Raw genomic sequence first — 16,368 nt, 5'->3', positions numbered from 1 at the left:
CGGCCCCACGGCGCGCTTCTCGCCCGACCGGGTGGCGGACCTGGGCACGGCGGTGCGCGAGGCGGCGCGTGAGATCACCGAGCTGTCTGGCGGGCGCTGGGCCTGAGCTGTTTCGGCGCGCGGCCGCGCGCCGATCCGCGGGGGGGGGGGGGCCCCCCCCCCCCCCCCCCCCCCCGGCGCGGGGGGGGGGGGGGCCCCCCCCCCCCCCCCCCCCCCCCGGGCGCGCCGCGGGGCCGCGCCCCGAAACAGCTCAGGCCCAGCGCCCGCCAGACAGCTCGGTGATCTCACGCGCCGCCTCGCGCACCGCCGTGCCCAGGTCCGCCACCCGGTCGGGCGAGAAGCGCGCCGTGGGGCCGGAGACGGAGATGCCGGCGCAGGGCTCCCCCTGTTCGTCGCGGATCGCGGCGCCGATGCAGGACATGCCGGGGTGCCGCTCCTCGAGGTCGAGCGACCAGCCGCGGCGCGCGGTCTCCGACAGGTCGGCGCGCAGGGCTGTTTCGGTGGACAGCGTGCCGGGCGTATAGGCGTCGAAGGCGATGCGCTCCATCACCCGCGCCAGCCGGTCGGGGCGCAACGCGGCGAGGATCGCCTTGCCGGTGCCGGAGGCATGCATGGAGGTGCGCGTGCCCGGCGGAAAGAAGGCGCGGATCGGGTTCGGCGTCTCGACCTGCCCGATGAAGACCACCTCTGCCCCGTCCGGCACGGCGAGGTTGGCGGTCTCGCCGGTGTCGGCCATCAGGCGGCGCATGACCGGGCGGCCGACCTCGGCCACGGAGGTGCGGGCGAGGAACGAGAGGCCGGTGCGGTAGGCCTCGATCCCCACGCGCCATTCCTGCCGCTCCTCGTCGAAGGCGGTGTAGCGCTGGGCCTGAAGGGTCGTGAGGATGCGGTGGGTGGTGGCGGTGGGGATGTCGGTCTCGCGCGCGAGGTCCGAGAGCGTGGCCGACTGCCTGCGCGCCACGGCCGAGAGCAGCATCAGCGCCCGGTCGAGCGACTGCAGCCCGCCGGCGGAGCTTTCCTTGAAGGCGGACTTGGGGCGGCCGCGGGGGCGTCTTTCGGGGGGCATGGGCGGCTCCTTTCGGGGAGGTGGCGGGTGGCACGGGGACGCGCGGGAGGGGGTGTTTCCGGGGTCCTGCGGGACGGAAAAACTCTCTGCGCTGCGGCGTTCGGGGAAAATGAGAAATGGAATCGTGAGGCGGAACAGGGGCTTGCCCCTATTTTCCGCTGAGTGAAAATGTTTTTCAAGAAAATTGCAAGCGCCGGGCGGATCGCGGATGCTGAGCCCGACCGGAGGAGATCCCATGAGCAACCAGAACCCCGTTTTCATTCCCGGCCCGACCAACATGCCGGACCGCCTGCGCGCGAAGATGCTGGCGCAGACGATGGACCACCGGGCCCCCGATTTCGCCGGGGTGTTCCGCCCGATGCTGGAGGACACGAAAAAGGTCTTCGGCACCACCGAGGGGGAGGTCATCACTTTCCCCGGCTCCGGCACCGGCGGGTGGGAGGCGGCGGTGGCCAACACGCTCTCGCCCGGCGACAGGGTGCTGGTGGCGCGTTACGGGCTGTTCAGCCACAAGTGGATCGACCTCTGCCAGCGTTTCGGGCTGGACGTGCAGGTGATCGACGTGCCCTGGGGCGAAGGCGCGCCCGCCGCGCGCTTCGAGGAGATCCTGAGCGCCGACACGGGCCACGAGATCAAGGTCGTGCTGGTGACCCACAACGAGACCGCGACGGGCGTGCTGTCGGACGTGGGCGCGGTGCGCCGGGCGATGGACGCCGCGCGCCACCCGGCGATGATGTTCGTCGACTGCGTGTCCTCGCTGGCCTCCGCCCCGTTCCACTTCGACGCCTGGGGCGTGGACGTGGCGGTGTCGGGCTCGCAGAAGGGCTTCATGCTGCCCGCGGGCATGGCGATCACCTGCGTCTCGAAGAAGGCGATGGCGGCGATGGAGCAGGCCCGCCTGCCGCGCTGCTACTTCGATTTCCGCGACATGCTGGCGAACAATGCCAGGGGCGGCTTTCCCTATACGCCGCCGCTGCAGCTGATCTACGGGATGCGCGAGTCGCTGGACATGCTGTTCGAGGAGGGGCTGGAGAACGTCTATGCCCGCCATGTCCGGCTGGCGGAGGGGGTGCGCTGCGCCGTCTCTGCCTGGGGGATGGAACTGGTCGCGGCCGCGCCCGAGCTTCGCTCGCCGACAGTGAGCGCGGTGCGCGTGCCGGAGGGCTTCGACAGCAACGCGCTGACCGATCATGCCTACACGGCCTATGGCGTGTCCTTCGGCGTCGGGCTGGGGCAGCTGAACGGCAAGGCGTTCCGGATCGGGCACCTGGGCATGCTGACCGACGTGATGGTGCTGTCGGGGCTGGCCACGGTGGAGATGGCGATGGCCGACCTGGGCTACCCGGTGCGGCTGGGCAGCGGGGTTGCGGCGGCGCAGGAGCATTACCGGTCGAGCCGGGGCGCGGGCGCCCTGCGCGACGCGGCCTGAGGCGGGAGTCGGCAATGCTGGATGCGATGACCGAAGCCTCGGCCCTGACGTTCGATGACGTGCGCGCGGCCCATGAGCGGATCCGGCCGCATGTGCGCCGCACGCCGGTGTTGCGGTCGGATTACCTCGACGCGCTGACCGGGGCGGCGCTGCATTTCAAGTGCGAGAACCTGCAGGAGGCCGGGGCCTTCAAGGTGCGGGGCGCGACCAACGCGGTCTTCGGGCTGGAGGCGGCGCTGGCGGAGAAGGGGGTGTGCACGCATTCCTCGGGCAACCATGCGCTGTCGCTGTCCTGGGCGGCGGGGCGGCGGGGCATTCCCTGCCACGTGGTCATGCCGCGCACCGCGCCGGAGGCCAAGAAGGACGCGGTGCGGCGCTATGGCGGCACGATCACCGAATGCGAGCCCTCGACCACCTCGCGGGAGGCGGTCTTTGCCGAAGTGCAGGCGGCGACGGGCGGCGAGTTCGTGCACCCCTACAACGACCCGCGGGTGATCTGCGGGCAGGCGACCTGCGCGATGGAACTGCTGGAGCAGGTGGAGGGACTGGAGGCCGTTGTGGCGCCCATCGGCGGCGGCGGCATGATCTCGGGCACCTGCCTGACCCTGTCCAATGTCGCGCCGGAGGTTGCGGTCTTTGCCGCCGAGCCGCAGAACGCCGACGACGCGGCGCGGTCGCTGCAGGCCGGGCGGATCATCGCGGACGACGCCCCCGACACGGTGGCGGACGGGCTGAAGGTGCCGCTCAAGGAAAACACATGGCATTTCGTGTCGCGCTTCGTGACCGACATTCCGACCGCGACCGAGGTGGAAATCGTGGACGCGATGAAGCTGGCGTGGAAGCATCTGAGGGTGGTGATGGAGCCATCCTCTGCCGTGGCGCTGGCGGTGGTGCTGAAACACCGCGCGCGGTTCGCGGGCAAGCGCGTGGGCGTGATCGTGACCGGCGGCAACGTCGATCTGGACCGCCTGCCGTGGATGGCGGGGTGACGGGCCCCGGGGGGTGAAGGACGCCGGGGCAGGGGTGGCCTAAAGCCCACCCTACGGGAGGTCGCGCCCGGCGGCGGTGCCGGGCGATGTCCGGGCCGGTGGCGCGGGCGGATGACGGAAAGGCCGCGAGGGCGGCCGGTGGCAAGACAGGCCGCGAGCGCGGCGGATGACGAAACAGAGGGAGACGGGTGCGATGAAGGACATGAAGACGTTCGACGACTACGAGGTGGGGTTCGACATTCCGGCGCTGCCGGGCATGGACGAGGCGCAGATCCAGACGCCGTGCCTCGTGCTCGACCTCGACGCGCTGGAGCGCAACGTGAGGAAGATGGGCGACTACGCGGCGGCGCACGGGATGCGCCACCGGGTGCATGGCAAGATGCACAAGTCGGTGGACGTGGCGCTTCTGCAGATCGAGATGGGCGGCGCCTGCGGCGTCTGCTGCCAGAAGGTGAGCGAGGCGGAGGTCTTTGCCCGCGGCGGCATCCGCGACGTGATGGTGTCGAACCAGGTGCGCGACCCGTTGAAGATCGACCGCATGGCGCAGATCCCCAAGCTGGGCGCGCGGGTGCTGTGCTGCGTCGACGACCTTGCGAACGTCGAGGACCTCTCGGCGGCGGCGCGGCGGCACGGGACGCAGATCGAGTGTCTCGTGGAGATCGATTGCGGCGCCGGGCGCTGCGGCGTGACAACGACGCCCGAGGTGGTGGAGATCGCGCAGGCGATTGCCGGGGCGGAGGGGCTGAAGTTCGCCGGCATCCAGGCCTACCAGGGCGCGATGCAGCATCTCGACGCCTATGCCGACCGGAAGGCGAAGATCGACGTGGCGGTGGCCATGGTGAAGGACGCGGTCGAGGGGCTGGCGGCCGTGGGCCTCGGCTGCGACATCGTCGGCGGCGGCGGCACGGGGTCCTATTACTTCGAGACGGCCTCGGGCGTCTACAACGAGCTGCAGTGCGGGTCCTATGCCTTCATGGATGCGGACTACGGGCGCATCCTCGACGCGGACGGCCGGCGGATCGACCGGGGCGAGTGGGAGAACGCGCTGTTCATCCTGACCTCCGTCATGAGCCACGCCAAGGCGGACAAGGCCATCGTGGACGCCGGGCTGAAGGCGCAGTCGGTGGATTCGGGCCTGCCGGTGGTCTTCGGGCGCGACGACGTGGAATACGTGAAGTGCTCGGACGAGCATGGCGTGGTGACGGACCCGGCGGGCGCGCTGAAGGTGAACGACCGGCTGCGGCTGGTGCCGGGGCACTGCGACCCGACCTGCAACGTGCACGACTGGTACGTGGGCGTCCGCAAGGGCAAGGTCGAGACGCTCTGGCCGGTGTCGGCGCGCGGCAAGGCGTACTGAGCCTTTGCCTGCGGTTTCGGGGCGCCTTGGGCGCCCCGATCCGCCGGGGGGCGCCGCCCCCCGGACCCCCGGAGGTATTTTTGCCAAGATGAAGGGGGGATGTCGGGGGTTCCGGCGTCTGGGCTGGCCGGTGGCGGCTGGCGCGGTTGCGGGGGCGTGTCCGCGTCTGTTGCGTGCCGAGACTGGCCGGTTGCGGCTGGCGATCTGCCCGGATGCGGGGGGCGCCGCGGGGGCGGCCGGGAAACGAAGGGCCGGGGAACCGGCGGCTGAGACAGGAGGGTGATGCCATGAAGGATACGCCGCAGCAGGGCGATGGGGTGCTCATCGTGGGCGAGGAGGTCTGCAGGGAGCTCGTGGGCCGGGCGGAGGCCTTTGCCGCCGTCGAGGCGGTGTTTGCCGCCATGGCCTCGGGTCAGGCGCGGAATTTCCCGGTGGTGCGGGAGGCCATCGGCCATGCCGAGGCGCTTTACGGCTTCAAGTCCGGGTTCGACCGGGCGGGCATGGTGCTGGGCGTGAAGGCCGGGGGCTACTGGCCGGGGAACATGGGCCGCGGGCTGACCAACCACCAGTCGACGGTCTGCCTGTTCGATCCGGATACCGGGCGGCTTTCGGCGCTGGTCGGCGGCAACTACCTGACGGCGGTGCGGACGGCGGCCTCTTCGGCAGTATCCATCGCGCACCTGGCGCGGCGGGACGCGAAGGTGCTGGGCATGGTGGGCGCCGGGCACCAGTCGGCCTTCCAGTTGCGGGCGGCGGCGGAGCAGCGTGCCTTCGAGAAGGTCGTGGCGTGGAACCCGCACCCGGAGATGCTGCCGCAGCTGGCGGAGGTGGCGCCGAGCCTCGGCCTGCCGTTCGAGGCGGTGACGCCGGAGGCGCTGGGCGCGGAGGCGGATGTGATCATCACCATCACCTCGGCCTTCGAGCCGCTCTTGATGCGGGACTGGATCCGGCCCGGTACGCATGTTGCCTGCATGGGCACCGACACCAAGGGCAAGATGGAGGTCGACGCGGCGCTTCTGGCGGCGGCGACGGTCTTTGCCGACGAGGTGGCGCAGTCGGTCAGCATCGGCGAGGCGCAGCACGCGGTGGCGGCCGGGCTGCTGGCGGATGGCGACATCACGCCAATCGGCGCGGTGATCAACGGGGAGCACCCCGGGCGGACCTCCGACACGGAGATCACCCTGTTCGACGGGACGGGCGTGGGCTTGCAGGACCTCGCTGTGGCCTCTGTCGCGGCGCGGCTGGCGGAGGAGCAGGGCGTGGCGGCGCGGGTCGTGCTGTAGGCCGGGGGCGCGCATGGGCTCAGGGGCAGAGAAGCCCAGAGGCACAGGGGCCCAGAGGCGCAGGGGCTTCCGGGCCGGACGGATGAGGGGCGGGGCTTTCGGGCTGCGCCCCTTCGGTTTGCGGGTGTCCGGAGGCCCGGGACCGGGCGGTGCGCGGCGCGTCGGTACAGGCGGGGCGATGGGGTCTGTTCTTGCGGGCGCGATCCGCTAGAACGGGGGCAAGGGCCGGAACCGGCCGGGGAACTTGGAAGGGGAGGATGGCATGACGACCATCAACGCGCTCTTGGCGAAACATCCGGGCGAGGCGCCGGCGATCGGCGGGCCGGGCCGCGACTGGCTGGATTACGACGGGCTCCGGGCGCTGACGGAGCGGGTGCGCGAGGACCTGCGCGCCGCCGGTGTCGGGCCGTCCGACCGGGTGGCCATCGTGCTGCCGAACGGGGCGGCGATGGCCACGGCCTTTGTCACCGTGGCGCAGGCGGCCTGCACCGCGCCGCTGAACCCGGCCTACCGCGAGGACGAGTTCGCCTTCTACCTCGAGGACCTGAAGGCCCGGGCGATCATCCTCGAGGCGGGTTATGACGGGCCGGCGCTGGCGGCGGCGCGGCGCTTCGGTCTGACGGTGCTGCGGCTGGCGGAGGACCCCTCGGTGGCGGGGGTCTTTGCGCTGACGGCGGAGGGCGAGGTCACGCCGGCGGAGGGTGATATGCCCGGCGCGGAGGACGTGGCGCTGATCCTGCACACCTCCGGCACCACCTCGCGCCCGAAGATCGTGCCGCTCTTGCAGTCGAACGTGGCGGCCTCGGCCGGTCACATTGCGGCCTCGCTGTCGCTGGAGCCGGGCGACCGCTGCCTGAACGTGATGCCGCTGTTCCACATCCACGGGCTGGTGGCGGCGGTCTCGGCCTCGCTGGCGGCGGGGGCGTCGATCTTCTGCACCGGCGGCTTCAACGCGCTGAACTTCTTCGCGATGATGGAGGAGGCGCGGCCCACCTGGTACACCGCCGTGCCGACCATGCACCAGGCGATCCTGTCGCGCGCGGAACGCAACGCGGATGTGATCGCGGAGGTGCCGCTGCGCTTCCTGCGCTCGTCCTCGGCCTCGCTTCCGGCGCAGGTCATGACGGCGCTGGCGGAGACCTTCGGCGCGCCGGTGGTGGAGGCCTACGGCATGACCGAGGCCGCGCACCAGATGTGCTGCAACCCGCTGTCGCGGCAGAAGCCGGGCGCGGTGGGGATCGCGGCCGGGCCGCAGGTGGCCATCGCCGACGAGGCGGAGGACCGGCTGACCGGGGGCACCGGCGAGGTCGTGATTTCCGGCCCGAACGTGACGCCCGGCTACGAGGGCAACCCGGAGGCCAACGCGAAGTCGTTCTTCGAGGCGGAGGGCCGGCGCTGGTTCCGCACCGGCGACCAGGGTGCCTTCGACGCCGACGGCTACCTGTTCCTGACGGGGCGGCTGAAGGAGATCATCAACCGCGGGGGCGAGAAGGTGTCGCCGCTGGAGGTGGACGGCGTGCTGATGGACCACCCGGCGGTGGCGCAATGCGTGGCCTTCGCCTGCCCGCACCCCAAGCTGGGCGAGGAGGTCGCGGCGGCGGTGGTCCTGCGCGAGGGCATGTCGGCGGACGAGGCGGAGATCCGCGCCTTTGCCACGGAGCGGATGGCGGCCTTCAAGGTGCCGGCGCGGGTGGTGATCCTCGACGAGATCCCCAAGGGCGCGACGGGCAAGATGCAGCGCATCGGCATGGCGGAGAAGCTGGGGCTGGTGTCCTGACCGGCGCGCCCGCGGCGGGTGTCGCGGGTGAGTATTTGGAAAGCAGAGAAGCAGGGGCGTCGGGCGCGGGCCGGACGGGGTGACATGCGGATATGTATCTTTGGCGCGGGGGCCATCGGCGGCTACATGGGCGCGAAGCTGGCGCAGGCCGGGGCCGAGGTGTCGCTGGTGGCGCGCGGCCCGCACCTGGCGGCGATGCAGGCGGACGGCTTGCGGCTGATCGAGGAGGGGACGGAGACGGTGGTGCCGGTGCGCGCCTCTTCGGATGCGGCGGAGCTGGGCGAGCAGGACTACGTGATCGTGACGCTGAAGGCGCATTCGGTGCCGGGCGTGGTGGACGCGATGTCGCCGCTGATCGGCGCGGGGACCTGCGTGGTTTCGGGAGTGAACGGCGTGCCGTGGTGGTATTTCCACAAGCACGGCGGAGACCTGGAGGGCACGCGGCTCGAGACCGTCGATCCCGGCGGCCGGCAGTGGGACGGTTTCGGCCCCGACCGGGTGCTGGGCTGCGTGGTCTACCCGGCGGCGGAGGTGATCCGGCCGGGCGTGGTCAGGCACGTGGAGGGCAACCGGTTCTCGCTGGGGGAGCCTGACGGCAGCAAGTCGGAGCGCGCGCTGGCCCTGTCGAAGGCGCTGACCGCGGCGGGGCTGAAGGCGCCGGTGCGGCCGCGGCTGAGGGACGAGATCTGGGTGAAGCTCTGGGGCAACCTGTCGTTCAACCCGATCTCGGCGCTGACCCACGCGACGCTCGACGTGCTGTGCACCGATCCGGGCACGCGCGCTGTGGCGAAGGCGATGATGCTGGAGGCGCAGGAGATCGCCGAGCGGCTGGGTGTGAAGTTCCCCATCGACGTGGAGCGGCGGATCGACGGCGGTGCGGCGGTGGGCGCGCACCGGACCTCCATGCTGCAGGACCTCGACGCCGGGCGCCCGATGGAGATCGACGCGCTGGTGGCCTCGGTCCAGGAGCTGGGCCGGCTGACGGGGGTGGCGACGCCGGCGATCGACACGGTGCTGGCGCTGGTGGCGCTGCGCGGCAGGGTGGCGGGGCTTTACTGAGGCCGCGCCGAAAGACTGGGTTTACGGCGCGCCGGCATCGGAGTTTGTCTGGAGCAGGGCGGCGCTGCGGGGCGCCTGCGGGCAAGATGGCCGGGCAGGACCCATGCGCGGCCGAGACAGGAGGGAGAGCGCGATGTCGCGACCGAAGGTTCTGATAAGCCGCCGCTGGCCGGAGGCGGTGGAGGCCGCGCTGGCGGAGCGCTACGACGTGACGTTCAACACGGAGGACAGGCCGCTCGACACCGCGGCCTTCCGGGAGGCGCTGGCGACGCACGACGCGATCCTGCCCACGGTGACGGATGCCATGGGCCGCGCGGTCTTCGACGGGATCGAGGCGCCGCGCTGCAGGGTGCTGGCGAATTACGGGGTAGGCTTTTCGCACATCGACACGGAGGCGGCGGCGCGGCTCGGCATCGTGGTGACGAACACCCCGGACGTGCTGAGCGATTGCACGGCGGACATCGCCATGACGCTTCTGCTGATGGCGGCGCGCCGGGCGGGCGAGGGCGAACGCGAGGTCCGTGCCGGGGCGTGGACCGGCTGGCGGCCCACCCACCTCGTGGGGACGAAGGTGACCGGCAAGACGCTGGGCATCGTGGGCTTCGGGCGGATCGGGCAGGAGATGGCGCGCCGGGCGCATCATGGTTTCGGCATGCGGATCCTCGTCCAGAACCGTTCTGCCGTGGCGCCGGAGGTGCTGGGGGCCTGCAACGCGCGGCAGGTCGAGAGCCTGGAGGCACTGATGCCCGAATGCGACTTCGTCTCGCTGCACTGCCCGGGCGGGGCTGCGAACCGGCACCTCGTCAATGCCGCGCGGCTGGCGCTGATGAAGCCCGGCGCCTTCCTGATCAACACTGCGCGCGGCGAGGTGGTCGACGAGGCGGCGCTTGCCGAGGCGGTCGGCGCGGGGCGGCTTGGCGGTGCGGGGCTCGACGTCTTCGACGGCGAACCGGCGGTCGAAGCGCGGCTCCTCGACTGTCCGAACATCGTCGTGCTGCCGCACCTCGGCAGCGCCACCCGGGAAACGCGGGAAGCCATGGGTTTCCGCGCCCTCGAGAACCTCGCCGCTGCGCTGGATGGCAGGGCGCCGCCCGACCGCGTCGCCTGAAACCGGCTGCCCGCGCCCCGTGGCTGTTTCTGCCGCAAAGGGCCCGCCTTCGCCCGGCCGCAGGCATGGCGGCACTGTCGTGTTAGGTATTTGGACCAAGATGAAGGTGTAAGCGCGGCGCCTGTCCTTCATCTTGGCACAAATACCTCGGGGAGTCGCGCCGCAGGCGCGGCGGGGCAGCGCCCCCCTTCGCGCGTAGCGCGACAGGCGCTGTGGCAAGCTCTGTGCGATCCGGTCGGAGGAGCGGAGGCTTGGTCCGAGGCGGCGCGGGCGCAGCCCGCGCGGGTCGGCGCGCGTCAGCGCGACGAAACACTTATCGGGACGGGCCGGGTGCGGCGGGCGGGTCTGCGTGTTTCGATGGCAGGGTGTCGCGGGAATGCCCGGATTTGTGGCGCAGCAAAGCGGGCTTGCTTTACATCGGAGCGCCTGGCGGGTCATCTGTCGGGCAAGACATCACCCTGGAAGGCACCTCATGGCGATCACCGCAAGCATCCGGCATCTCACACATTACAAGTACGACCGGCCGGTCACCCTGTCGCCGCAGATCGTGCGCCTGAGGCCGGCGCCGCACAGCCGGACCCGCGTGATCTCGCACTCTCTGAAGGTCGGGCCGGAGGGGCATTTCGTCAATCACCAGCAGGACATCTACGGCAACTGGATGGCCCGCTTCGTGTTTCCGGAGCCGGTGACGGAGTTCTCGATCGAGGTGGACCTCGTTGCGGACATGACGGTCTACAACCCGTTCGACTTCTTCCTCGAAGAGGGCGCGCGGGAGTGGCCTTTCGACTACCCGGCGGAGATCGCGGGCGACCTGGCGCAGTACCTCAAGGCGGTCGACCTGACGCCGAAGGTGAAGGCCTGGGTCGACAGCGTCCCGCGCGAGAAGACCGGCACGGTGGATTTCCTCGTGGCGCTCAACGCGCGGCTCGAGCAGGAGATCGACTACCTGATCCGCATGGAGCCGGGCGTGCAGACGCCGGAGGAGACGCTGGAGAAGGGCTCGGGCTCCTGCCGCGACACCTCGTGGCTGCTGATCAACATCCTGCGGCGCCTCGGCTTTGCCGCGCGCTTCGTCTCGGGCTACCTGATCCAGCTGAAGCCCGACCTCGAGGCGCTGGACGGGCCGTCCGGCACGGATCACGACTTCACCGACCTGCACGCCTGGTGCGAGGTCTACCTGCCGGGCGCGGGCTGGATCGGGCTTGACCCGACCTCGGGCCTGCTGACCGGCGAGAGCCACATCCCGCTGGCCGCGACGCCGCACTATTCCAACGCAGCCCCCATCGTCGGCGGGTTCACCGGCGATCCGGACACGCAGACCGCCTTCAACTTCGAGATGGAGGTGCATCGCGTCGCGGAACATCCGCGCATCACCAAGCCGTTCAGCGAGGAAAGCTGGCAGGCGCTCGACAAGCTGGGGCGCGAGGTCGACGCGGTGATGGAGGCCGAGGACATGCGGCTGACCATGGGCGGGGAGCCGACCTTCGTCAGCATCGACGATTTCGAGAGCGCGGAGTGGAACACCGCCGCCGTGGGCCCGACGAAGCGGATGCGGGCCGACCTGCTGATCCGCCGCCTGCGGCAGCGTTTCGCGCCGGGCGGCTTCCTGCATTACGGGCAGGGCAAGTGGTATCCGGGCGAGACCCTGCCGCGCTGGACCTTCAGCCTGTTCTGGCGCCGCGACGGGGAGCCGATCTGGAAGAACCCCGACCTCGTCGCGCCGGAAACGCAGTCGGGCGCGACAAACGCCGATTCCGAGAAGTTCATGGAGACCTTCGCGGAGACCTTGGGGATCGAGCCGGAGTTCGTCCGGCCCGCCTACGAGGACCCCGCCGAATGGGTGCTGAAGGAGGCCGGGCTGCCGATCAACGTCACGCCGGAGGATCCGAAGCTGAAGGACCCGGAGGCGCGCGCCCGGATCGCGCGGGTCTTCAACCGCGGGCTGACGGAGCCTGCCGGTCACGTGTTGCCGATCCAGCGCTGGCAGGGGAAGGCGTCGAAGTCGTCCTGGGTGTCGGAGCACTGGAAGACGCGGCGCGGGCATCTCTACCTGATCCCCGGCGACAGCCCCGTGGGCTTCCGCCTGCCGCTGGGCACGCTGCCCTATATCCCGGCCTCCGACTATCCCTATACCTACAGCGCCGATCCGAGCGTGCCGGTCGCGGCGCTGCCGAACTTCCACGCGGAACTTGAGCGCCGCCGTAAGGCGATCCTCGAGGAGCTGGAGCGCATCGCCGCCGAGGAGGCGGACGTGCTGCCCGATGTCACGCAGGAGCGCAGCCAGCCGGTGTCGGGGGTCAAGCCCGAGGAGGGCGGGCGGCAGGCACGGCAGAATCCGATGAGCATGGACGGCGTCGACCCGGCGCTGGGATATGTGCGCACCGCCATCGCGGTGGAGCCGCGCGACGGGCGGTTGTGCCTGTTCATGCCGCCGGTGGGCACGCTTGAGGATTACCTCGAACTGCTCGCCGCGGCCGAGACGACCGCCGCCGAGCTGGGGCTGCCGATCCACATCGAGGGCTACGCGCCGCCGTCCGACAGCCGGCTGAACGTGATCCGCGTGGCGCCCGATCCGGGCGTGATCGAGGTGAACATCCACCCCGCGCAGAACTGGCAGGACTGCGTCGACATCACCACCGGCGTCTACGAGGAGGCGCGGCAGTCGCGGCTTGGCGCCGACAAGTTCATGATCGACGGCAAGCATGTCGGCACCGGGGGCGGCAACCACGTGGTTGTCGGCGGCGCCACGACCCACGATTCGCCCTTCCTGCGGCGTCCGGACCTGCTGCGGTCGCTGATCCTCTACTGGCAACGGCACCCGGCGCTTTCCTACCTGTTCTCGGGGCTGTTCATCGGCCCGACCAGCCAGGCGCCGCGGATCGACGAGGCGCGGCACGACACGCTTTACGAGCTGGAGATCGCGCTGGCGCAGATCCCCGATCCCGGCGAGGACTATCCGCAGCCCCAGCCCTGGCTGGTGGACCGGCTGCTCAGGAACATGCTGATCGACGTGACGGGCAACACCCACCGGGCGGAGCTGTGCATCGACAAGATGTTCTCTCCGGACGGGCCGACGGGGCGGCTGGGCCTGCTGGAGTTCCGCGGCTTCGAGATGCCGCCGGACCCGCGCATGAGCCTTGCCCAGCAGTTGCTGATCCGGGCGATCCTCGCGCGGCTCTGGAAGAACCCGATCAAGGGCCGGCCGGTGCGCTGGGGCACGCAGCTTCACGACCGGTTCATGCTGCCGCATTTCGTCTGGGCCGATTTCCTCGACGTGCTGGGCGACCTGCGCGACAACGGGTTCGACCTGCGGCCGGAGTGGTTCGAGGCGCAGCGGGAGTTCCGCTTCCCCTATGCGGGCGACGTGACCTACGAGGGCGTGAACCTCGAGGTCCGGCAGGCGCTGGAGCCATGGCACGTGCTGGGCGAGCGCGGCGCCATCGGCGGGACGGTGCGCTATACCGACAGCTCGGTGGAGCGGATGCAGGTGCAGCTGACCTCGCTGAACCCCGACCGCTACACGGTGACCTGCAACCGCCGCGCCGTGCCGCTGACCGCGACGGAGACGAGCGGCGTGAAGGTGGGCGGCGTGCGCTTCAAGGCGTGGCAGCCGGCGGAGGCGCTGCACCCGGTGCTGCCGGTCGATGCGCCGCTGGTCTTCGACGTCTTCGACACGTGGTCGGGGCGGTCCATCGGCGGCTGCACCTATCACGTGGCGCATCCGGGCGGGCGCAACTACGACACCTTCCCGGTCAACACCAACGAGGCCGATGCCCGCCGCCTTGCGCGGTTCGAGAAGTTCGGCCACACGGCTGGCGCCTTCTGGCCCGCAAGCGAGGTCCCGCACCCGGAGTTCCCGATGACGCTGGACCTGCGCCGCTCGCCGGGGGTGTGATCCATGGCGGAAGGGAGGGCCGCCAAGTCACGCCTCAAGGCGATCGAAGGCTATCGGCCGCCCGAAGGGGTGGCCGACGAGCTTCTGCGCGCCGACGGCACGGTGCGCCCGGTCTGGAAGCCGATGATCGAGTTCCTCGCCAGGACCTCGCCCGAGGATCTGGCGGCGGATTTCGCGCGCGGCGACCAGTACCTGAAGGACGCGGGCGTCTATTACCGGCAGTACACCGACAGCGATTCCACCATGCGCGACTGGCCGCTGTCGCACATCCCGGTGATGATCGCGGAATCCGAATGGGCCGACCTGGCCGAGGGGCTGATCCAGCGCGCCGACCTGCTTGAGGCGCTGATGGCGGACCTTTACGGGCCGGGCGACCTGGTGAAGAAGGGGCTGCTGCCGCCGCAGCTGGTGGCCGACAACCCGGAGTGGCTGCGCCCGCTGGTGGGCGTGCAGCCGCGTTCGGGGCATTACCTGCACATGATCGCCTTCGAGATCGGGCGGTCGCCCGACGGCAGCTGGCTGGTGCTGGGCGACCGGACGCAGGCGCCTTCGGGGTCGGGCTTTGCGCTGGAAAACCGCATGGCCACGACGCGGACCTTCACCGATTTCTTCCCGGAGGCCAACGTGCACCGGCTGGCGGGGTTCTTCCGCTCGTTCCGCGACAGCCTGACCGGGCTGAAGGGGCCGGGCGGCGGGCAGGTGGCGATCCTGACGCCGGGCCAGCACACCGACACCTATTTCGAACATGCCTATATCGCGCGCTACCTGGGCCTGCTGCTGCTGGAATGCGCCGACCTGACGGTGACGCCGGACGGGCTGATGGTGCGCACGATCAACGGGCTTGAGCCGGTGTCGGTGCTGTGGCGCAGGCTGGACGCGCGCTTTGCCGACCCTCTGGAGCTGGACGAACGTTCGGCCATCGGGACGCCGGGGATGGTGTCCGCCCTGCGCGCGGGCACGGTGTCGATGCTGAACGCGCTGGGGTCGGGTGTGCTGGAGGCGCGCGCGCTGATGGCCTTCCTGCCGCGGATCTGCGAGCAGGTGACCGGCGCACCGCTGAAGCTGCCCAACATCGCGACATGGTGGTGCGGCCAGCGGCGCGAGCTGGCGCATGTGCGCGAGAACCTCGAACGGATGATGATCGCGCCCGCCATGTCCACCGACCTGCCGTTCGAGATGGACGGCTCGACGGCGCTGGGGGGGCGGTTCCGCTCCACCGCGCAGATGGCGGTCCGCGACTGGCTGGAGGCGAACGGCGCCGACCTCGTGGGGCAGGAGGCGGTGACGCTGTCCACGACGCCCGCGATGATCGACGGCAAGCTGCTGCCGCGCCCGATGGTGATCCGCGCCTTCGCCGTGCGCACCCCGCAGGGCTGGGAGGTGATGCCCGGCGGCTATGCCCGCATCGGCCGGACGGAGGATCCCACGGCGCTGGCGATGCAGTCCGGCGGATCGGTCGCGGACGTCTGGGTGGTGGCCAGGAAGCCGGTGAAACCCGACAGCCTGACCCACACCGGCGGCGCGCCCTTCGTGCGCTATCGCTCCGCCCGGCTGCCGGCGCGGGCCGCCGACAACCTCTTCTGGCTGGGCCGCTACGTCGAACGGGCGGAGTTCGCCATGCGCACGCTGCGCGCCGTGCGGCTGAGGCGCGACGACAGCGGTCTGGGGCACAGCCCGCTTTTCGACATCTTCGACGACATGCTGAGCGGCCTCGGCATGGACGACGACCAGGTGATCCCGCAGGGGCTGCTGCGCCTCTTCGAAAGCGCGCTGACCTGCGCGGGCAAGGTGCGCGACCGCTTCTCCGACGACGGCTGGTACGCGCTGAACGAGGTGACGGCGCTGGCCCGCACGCTGTCCGGCGAAGAGGCGGAGGACGTGGACATGGCCCGCCCCATGAGCCAGCTCCTGCGCAAGAACGCGGGCTTTGCGGGGCTTGTGAACGACAACATGTTCCGCGCCTCGGGGTGGCGCTTCATGACCATGGGGCGCTGCGTCGAACGCGGCATCCAGACCGCGCGGCTGCTGGCCGCCTTCGCCGACGAGGAGGCGCCGCCCGGCGGGCTCGACGCGGCGATCGAGATCGGCGACAGCGTCATGACCCACCGCCGCCGCTACTCCGTTGTGGCACAGCGCGAGACGGTGGTCGACATGCTGGCCCTCGACCCGGACAACCCGCGCTCCATCTTCTCTCAGGTGGAGATCCTGAGGGCGGAACAGGCGCGCCTGCCGCAGCCCTACGAGGGCACGCAGATGGGCGACACGGCGCGCGCGCTCCTGCGGCTCGAGACCGACCTGGCCGTCGCCACGCCGGAGACCGTGACCACCGCGGACCTGCTCGGGGTGGCGGAGCGGCTGATGGCGGTGTCGGATGCGCTTGGCGCGCGCTACATGAACTGAGGGGC

At 70.8% G+C, this 16,368-nt stretch carries 10 protein-coding genes; 9 read left to right on the top strand and 1 reads right to left on the bottom strand.

Features of this window, described 5'->3' with window-relative positions:
- Window positions 1-250 precede the first annotated feature (250 nt).
- Window positions 251-1,066 (bottom strand): IclR family transcriptional regulator, encoded by an 816-nt coding sequence (locus ACU0DV_RS17775; RefSeq protein ID WP_446243062.1) that lies wholly within the window; start codon window positions 1,064-1,066, stop codon window positions 251-253.
- Window positions 1,067-1,301: 235 nt separating this feature from the next.
- Here ACU0DV_RS17775 and bhcA point away from each other — a divergent pair, with 235 nt between their 5' ends.
- The 9 genes from bhcA to ACU0DV_RS17730 all read left to right on the top strand — a co-directional run bounded on the left by bhcA (window position 1,302) and on the right by ACU0DV_RS17730 (window position 16,363).
- Entirely contained in the window at window positions 1,302-2,495 is a 1,194-nt protein-coding gene (bhcA, locus tag ACU0DV_RS17770) for an L-aspartate--glyoxylate aminotransferase BhcA (RefSeq protein ID WP_446243063.1), read from the top strand.
- A 14-nt stretch (window positions 2,496-2,509) separates the two neighbouring features.
- Complete coding sequence (gene bhcB, locus ACU0DV_RS17765; RefSeq protein WP_446243064.1) at window positions 2,510-3,484, top strand: beta-hydroxyaspartate dehydratase BhcB; 975 nt, start codon at window positions 2,510-2,512, stop codon at window positions 3,482-3,484.
- A gap of 193 nt (window positions 3,485-3,677) precedes the next feature.
- Window positions 3,678-4,841, top strand: a complete 1,164-nt coding sequence (gene bhcC / locus ACU0DV_RS17760) for a 3-hydroxy-D-aspartate aldolase BhcC (protein WP_446243065.1) — start codon at window positions 3,678-3,680, stop codon at window positions 4,839-4,841.
- Between the two features lie 287 nt (window positions 4,842-5,128).
- Window positions 5,129-6,124 (top strand): iminosuccinate reductase BhcD, encoded by a 996-nt coding sequence (gene bhcD / locus ACU0DV_RS17755; RefSeq protein WP_446243066.1) that lies wholly within the window; start codon window positions 5,129-5,131, stop codon window positions 6,122-6,124.
- Window positions 6,125-6,386: 262 nt separating this feature from the next.
- Window positions 6,387-7,901 (top strand): acyl--CoA ligase, encoded by a 1,515-nt coding sequence (locus tag ACU0DV_RS17750; protein WP_446243067.1) that lies wholly within the window; start codon window positions 6,387-6,389, stop codon window positions 7,899-7,901.
- 84 nt (window positions 7,902-7,985) lie between these two features.
- Window positions 7,986-8,960 (top strand): 2-dehydropantoate 2-reductase, encoded by a 975-nt coding sequence (locus tag ACU0DV_RS17745; protein ID WP_446243068.1) that lies wholly within the window; start codon window positions 7,986-7,988, stop codon window positions 8,958-8,960.
- A 133-nt stretch (window positions 8,961-9,093) separates the two neighbouring features.
- Complete coding sequence (locus ACU0DV_RS17740) at window positions 9,094-10,068, top strand: 2-hydroxyacid dehydrogenase (protein ID WP_446243069.1); 975 nt, start codon at window positions 9,094-9,096, stop codon at window positions 10,066-10,068.
- A 472-nt stretch (window positions 10,069-10,540) separates the two neighbouring features.
- Window positions 10,541-13,963 carry a transglutaminase family protein gene (locus ACU0DV_RS17735; RefSeq protein ID WP_446243070.1) on the top strand — a complete coding sequence of 1,141 codons (3,423 nt, stop codon included), beginning with the start codon at window positions 10,541-10,543 and terminating at the stop codon, window positions 13,961-13,963.
- A gap of 3 nt (window positions 13,964-13,966) precedes the next feature.
- Entirely contained in the window at window positions 13,967-16,363 is a 2,397-nt protein-coding gene (locus tag ACU0DV_RS17730) for a circularly permuted type 2 ATP-grasp protein (protein ID WP_283982816.1), read from the top strand.
- Window positions 16,364-16,368 lie beyond the last annotated feature (5 nt).

It is taken from the genome of Sagittula sp. (assembly GCF_052825245.1).
The sequence above is the reverse complement of the archived record's forward strand: the minus strand, read 5'-3'. Positions and strand labels throughout refer to the sequence as shown.

Excerpts from the sequence above, each read along its gene's own strand:
- ACU0DV_RS17775 (WP_446243062.1), bottom strand. The coding sequence starts at position 1,066 with ATGCCCCCCGAAAGACGCCCCCGCGGCCGCCCCAAGTCCGCCTTCAAG.
- bhcA (WP_446243063.1), top strand. The coding sequence starts at position 1,302 with ATGAGCAACCAGAACCCCGTTTTCATTCCCGGCCCGACCAACATGCCG.
- bhcB (WP_446243064.1), top strand. The coding sequence starts at position 2,510 with ATGCTGGATGCGATGACCGAAGCCTCGGCCCTGACGTTCGATGACGTG.
- bhcC (WP_446243065.1), top strand. The coding sequence starts at position 3,678 with ATGAAGGACATGAAGACGTTCGACGACTACGAGGTGGGGTTCGACATT.
- bhcD (WP_446243066.1), top strand. The coding sequence starts at position 5,129 with ATGAAGGATACGCCGCAGCAGGGCGATGGGGTGCTCATCGTGGGCGAG.
- ACU0DV_RS17750 (WP_446243067.1), top strand. The coding sequence starts at position 6,387 with ATGACGACCATCAACGCGCTCTTGGCGAAACATCCGGGCGAGGCGCCG.
- ACU0DV_RS17745 (WP_446243068.1), top strand. The coding sequence starts at position 7,986 with ATGCGGATATGTATCTTTGGCGCGGGGGCCATCGGCGGCTACATGGGC.
- ACU0DV_RS17740 (WP_446243069.1), top strand. The coding sequence starts at position 9,094 with ATGTCGCGACCGAAGGTTCTGATAAGCCGCCGCTGGCCGGAGGCGGTG.
- ACU0DV_RS17735 (WP_446243070.1), top strand. The coding sequence starts at position 10,541 with ATGGCGATCACCGCAAGCATCCGGCATCTCACACATTACAAGTACGAC.
- ACU0DV_RS17730 (WP_283982816.1), top strand. The coding sequence starts at position 13,967 with ATGGCGGAAGGGAGGGCCGCCAAGTCACGCCTCAAGGCGATCGAAGGC.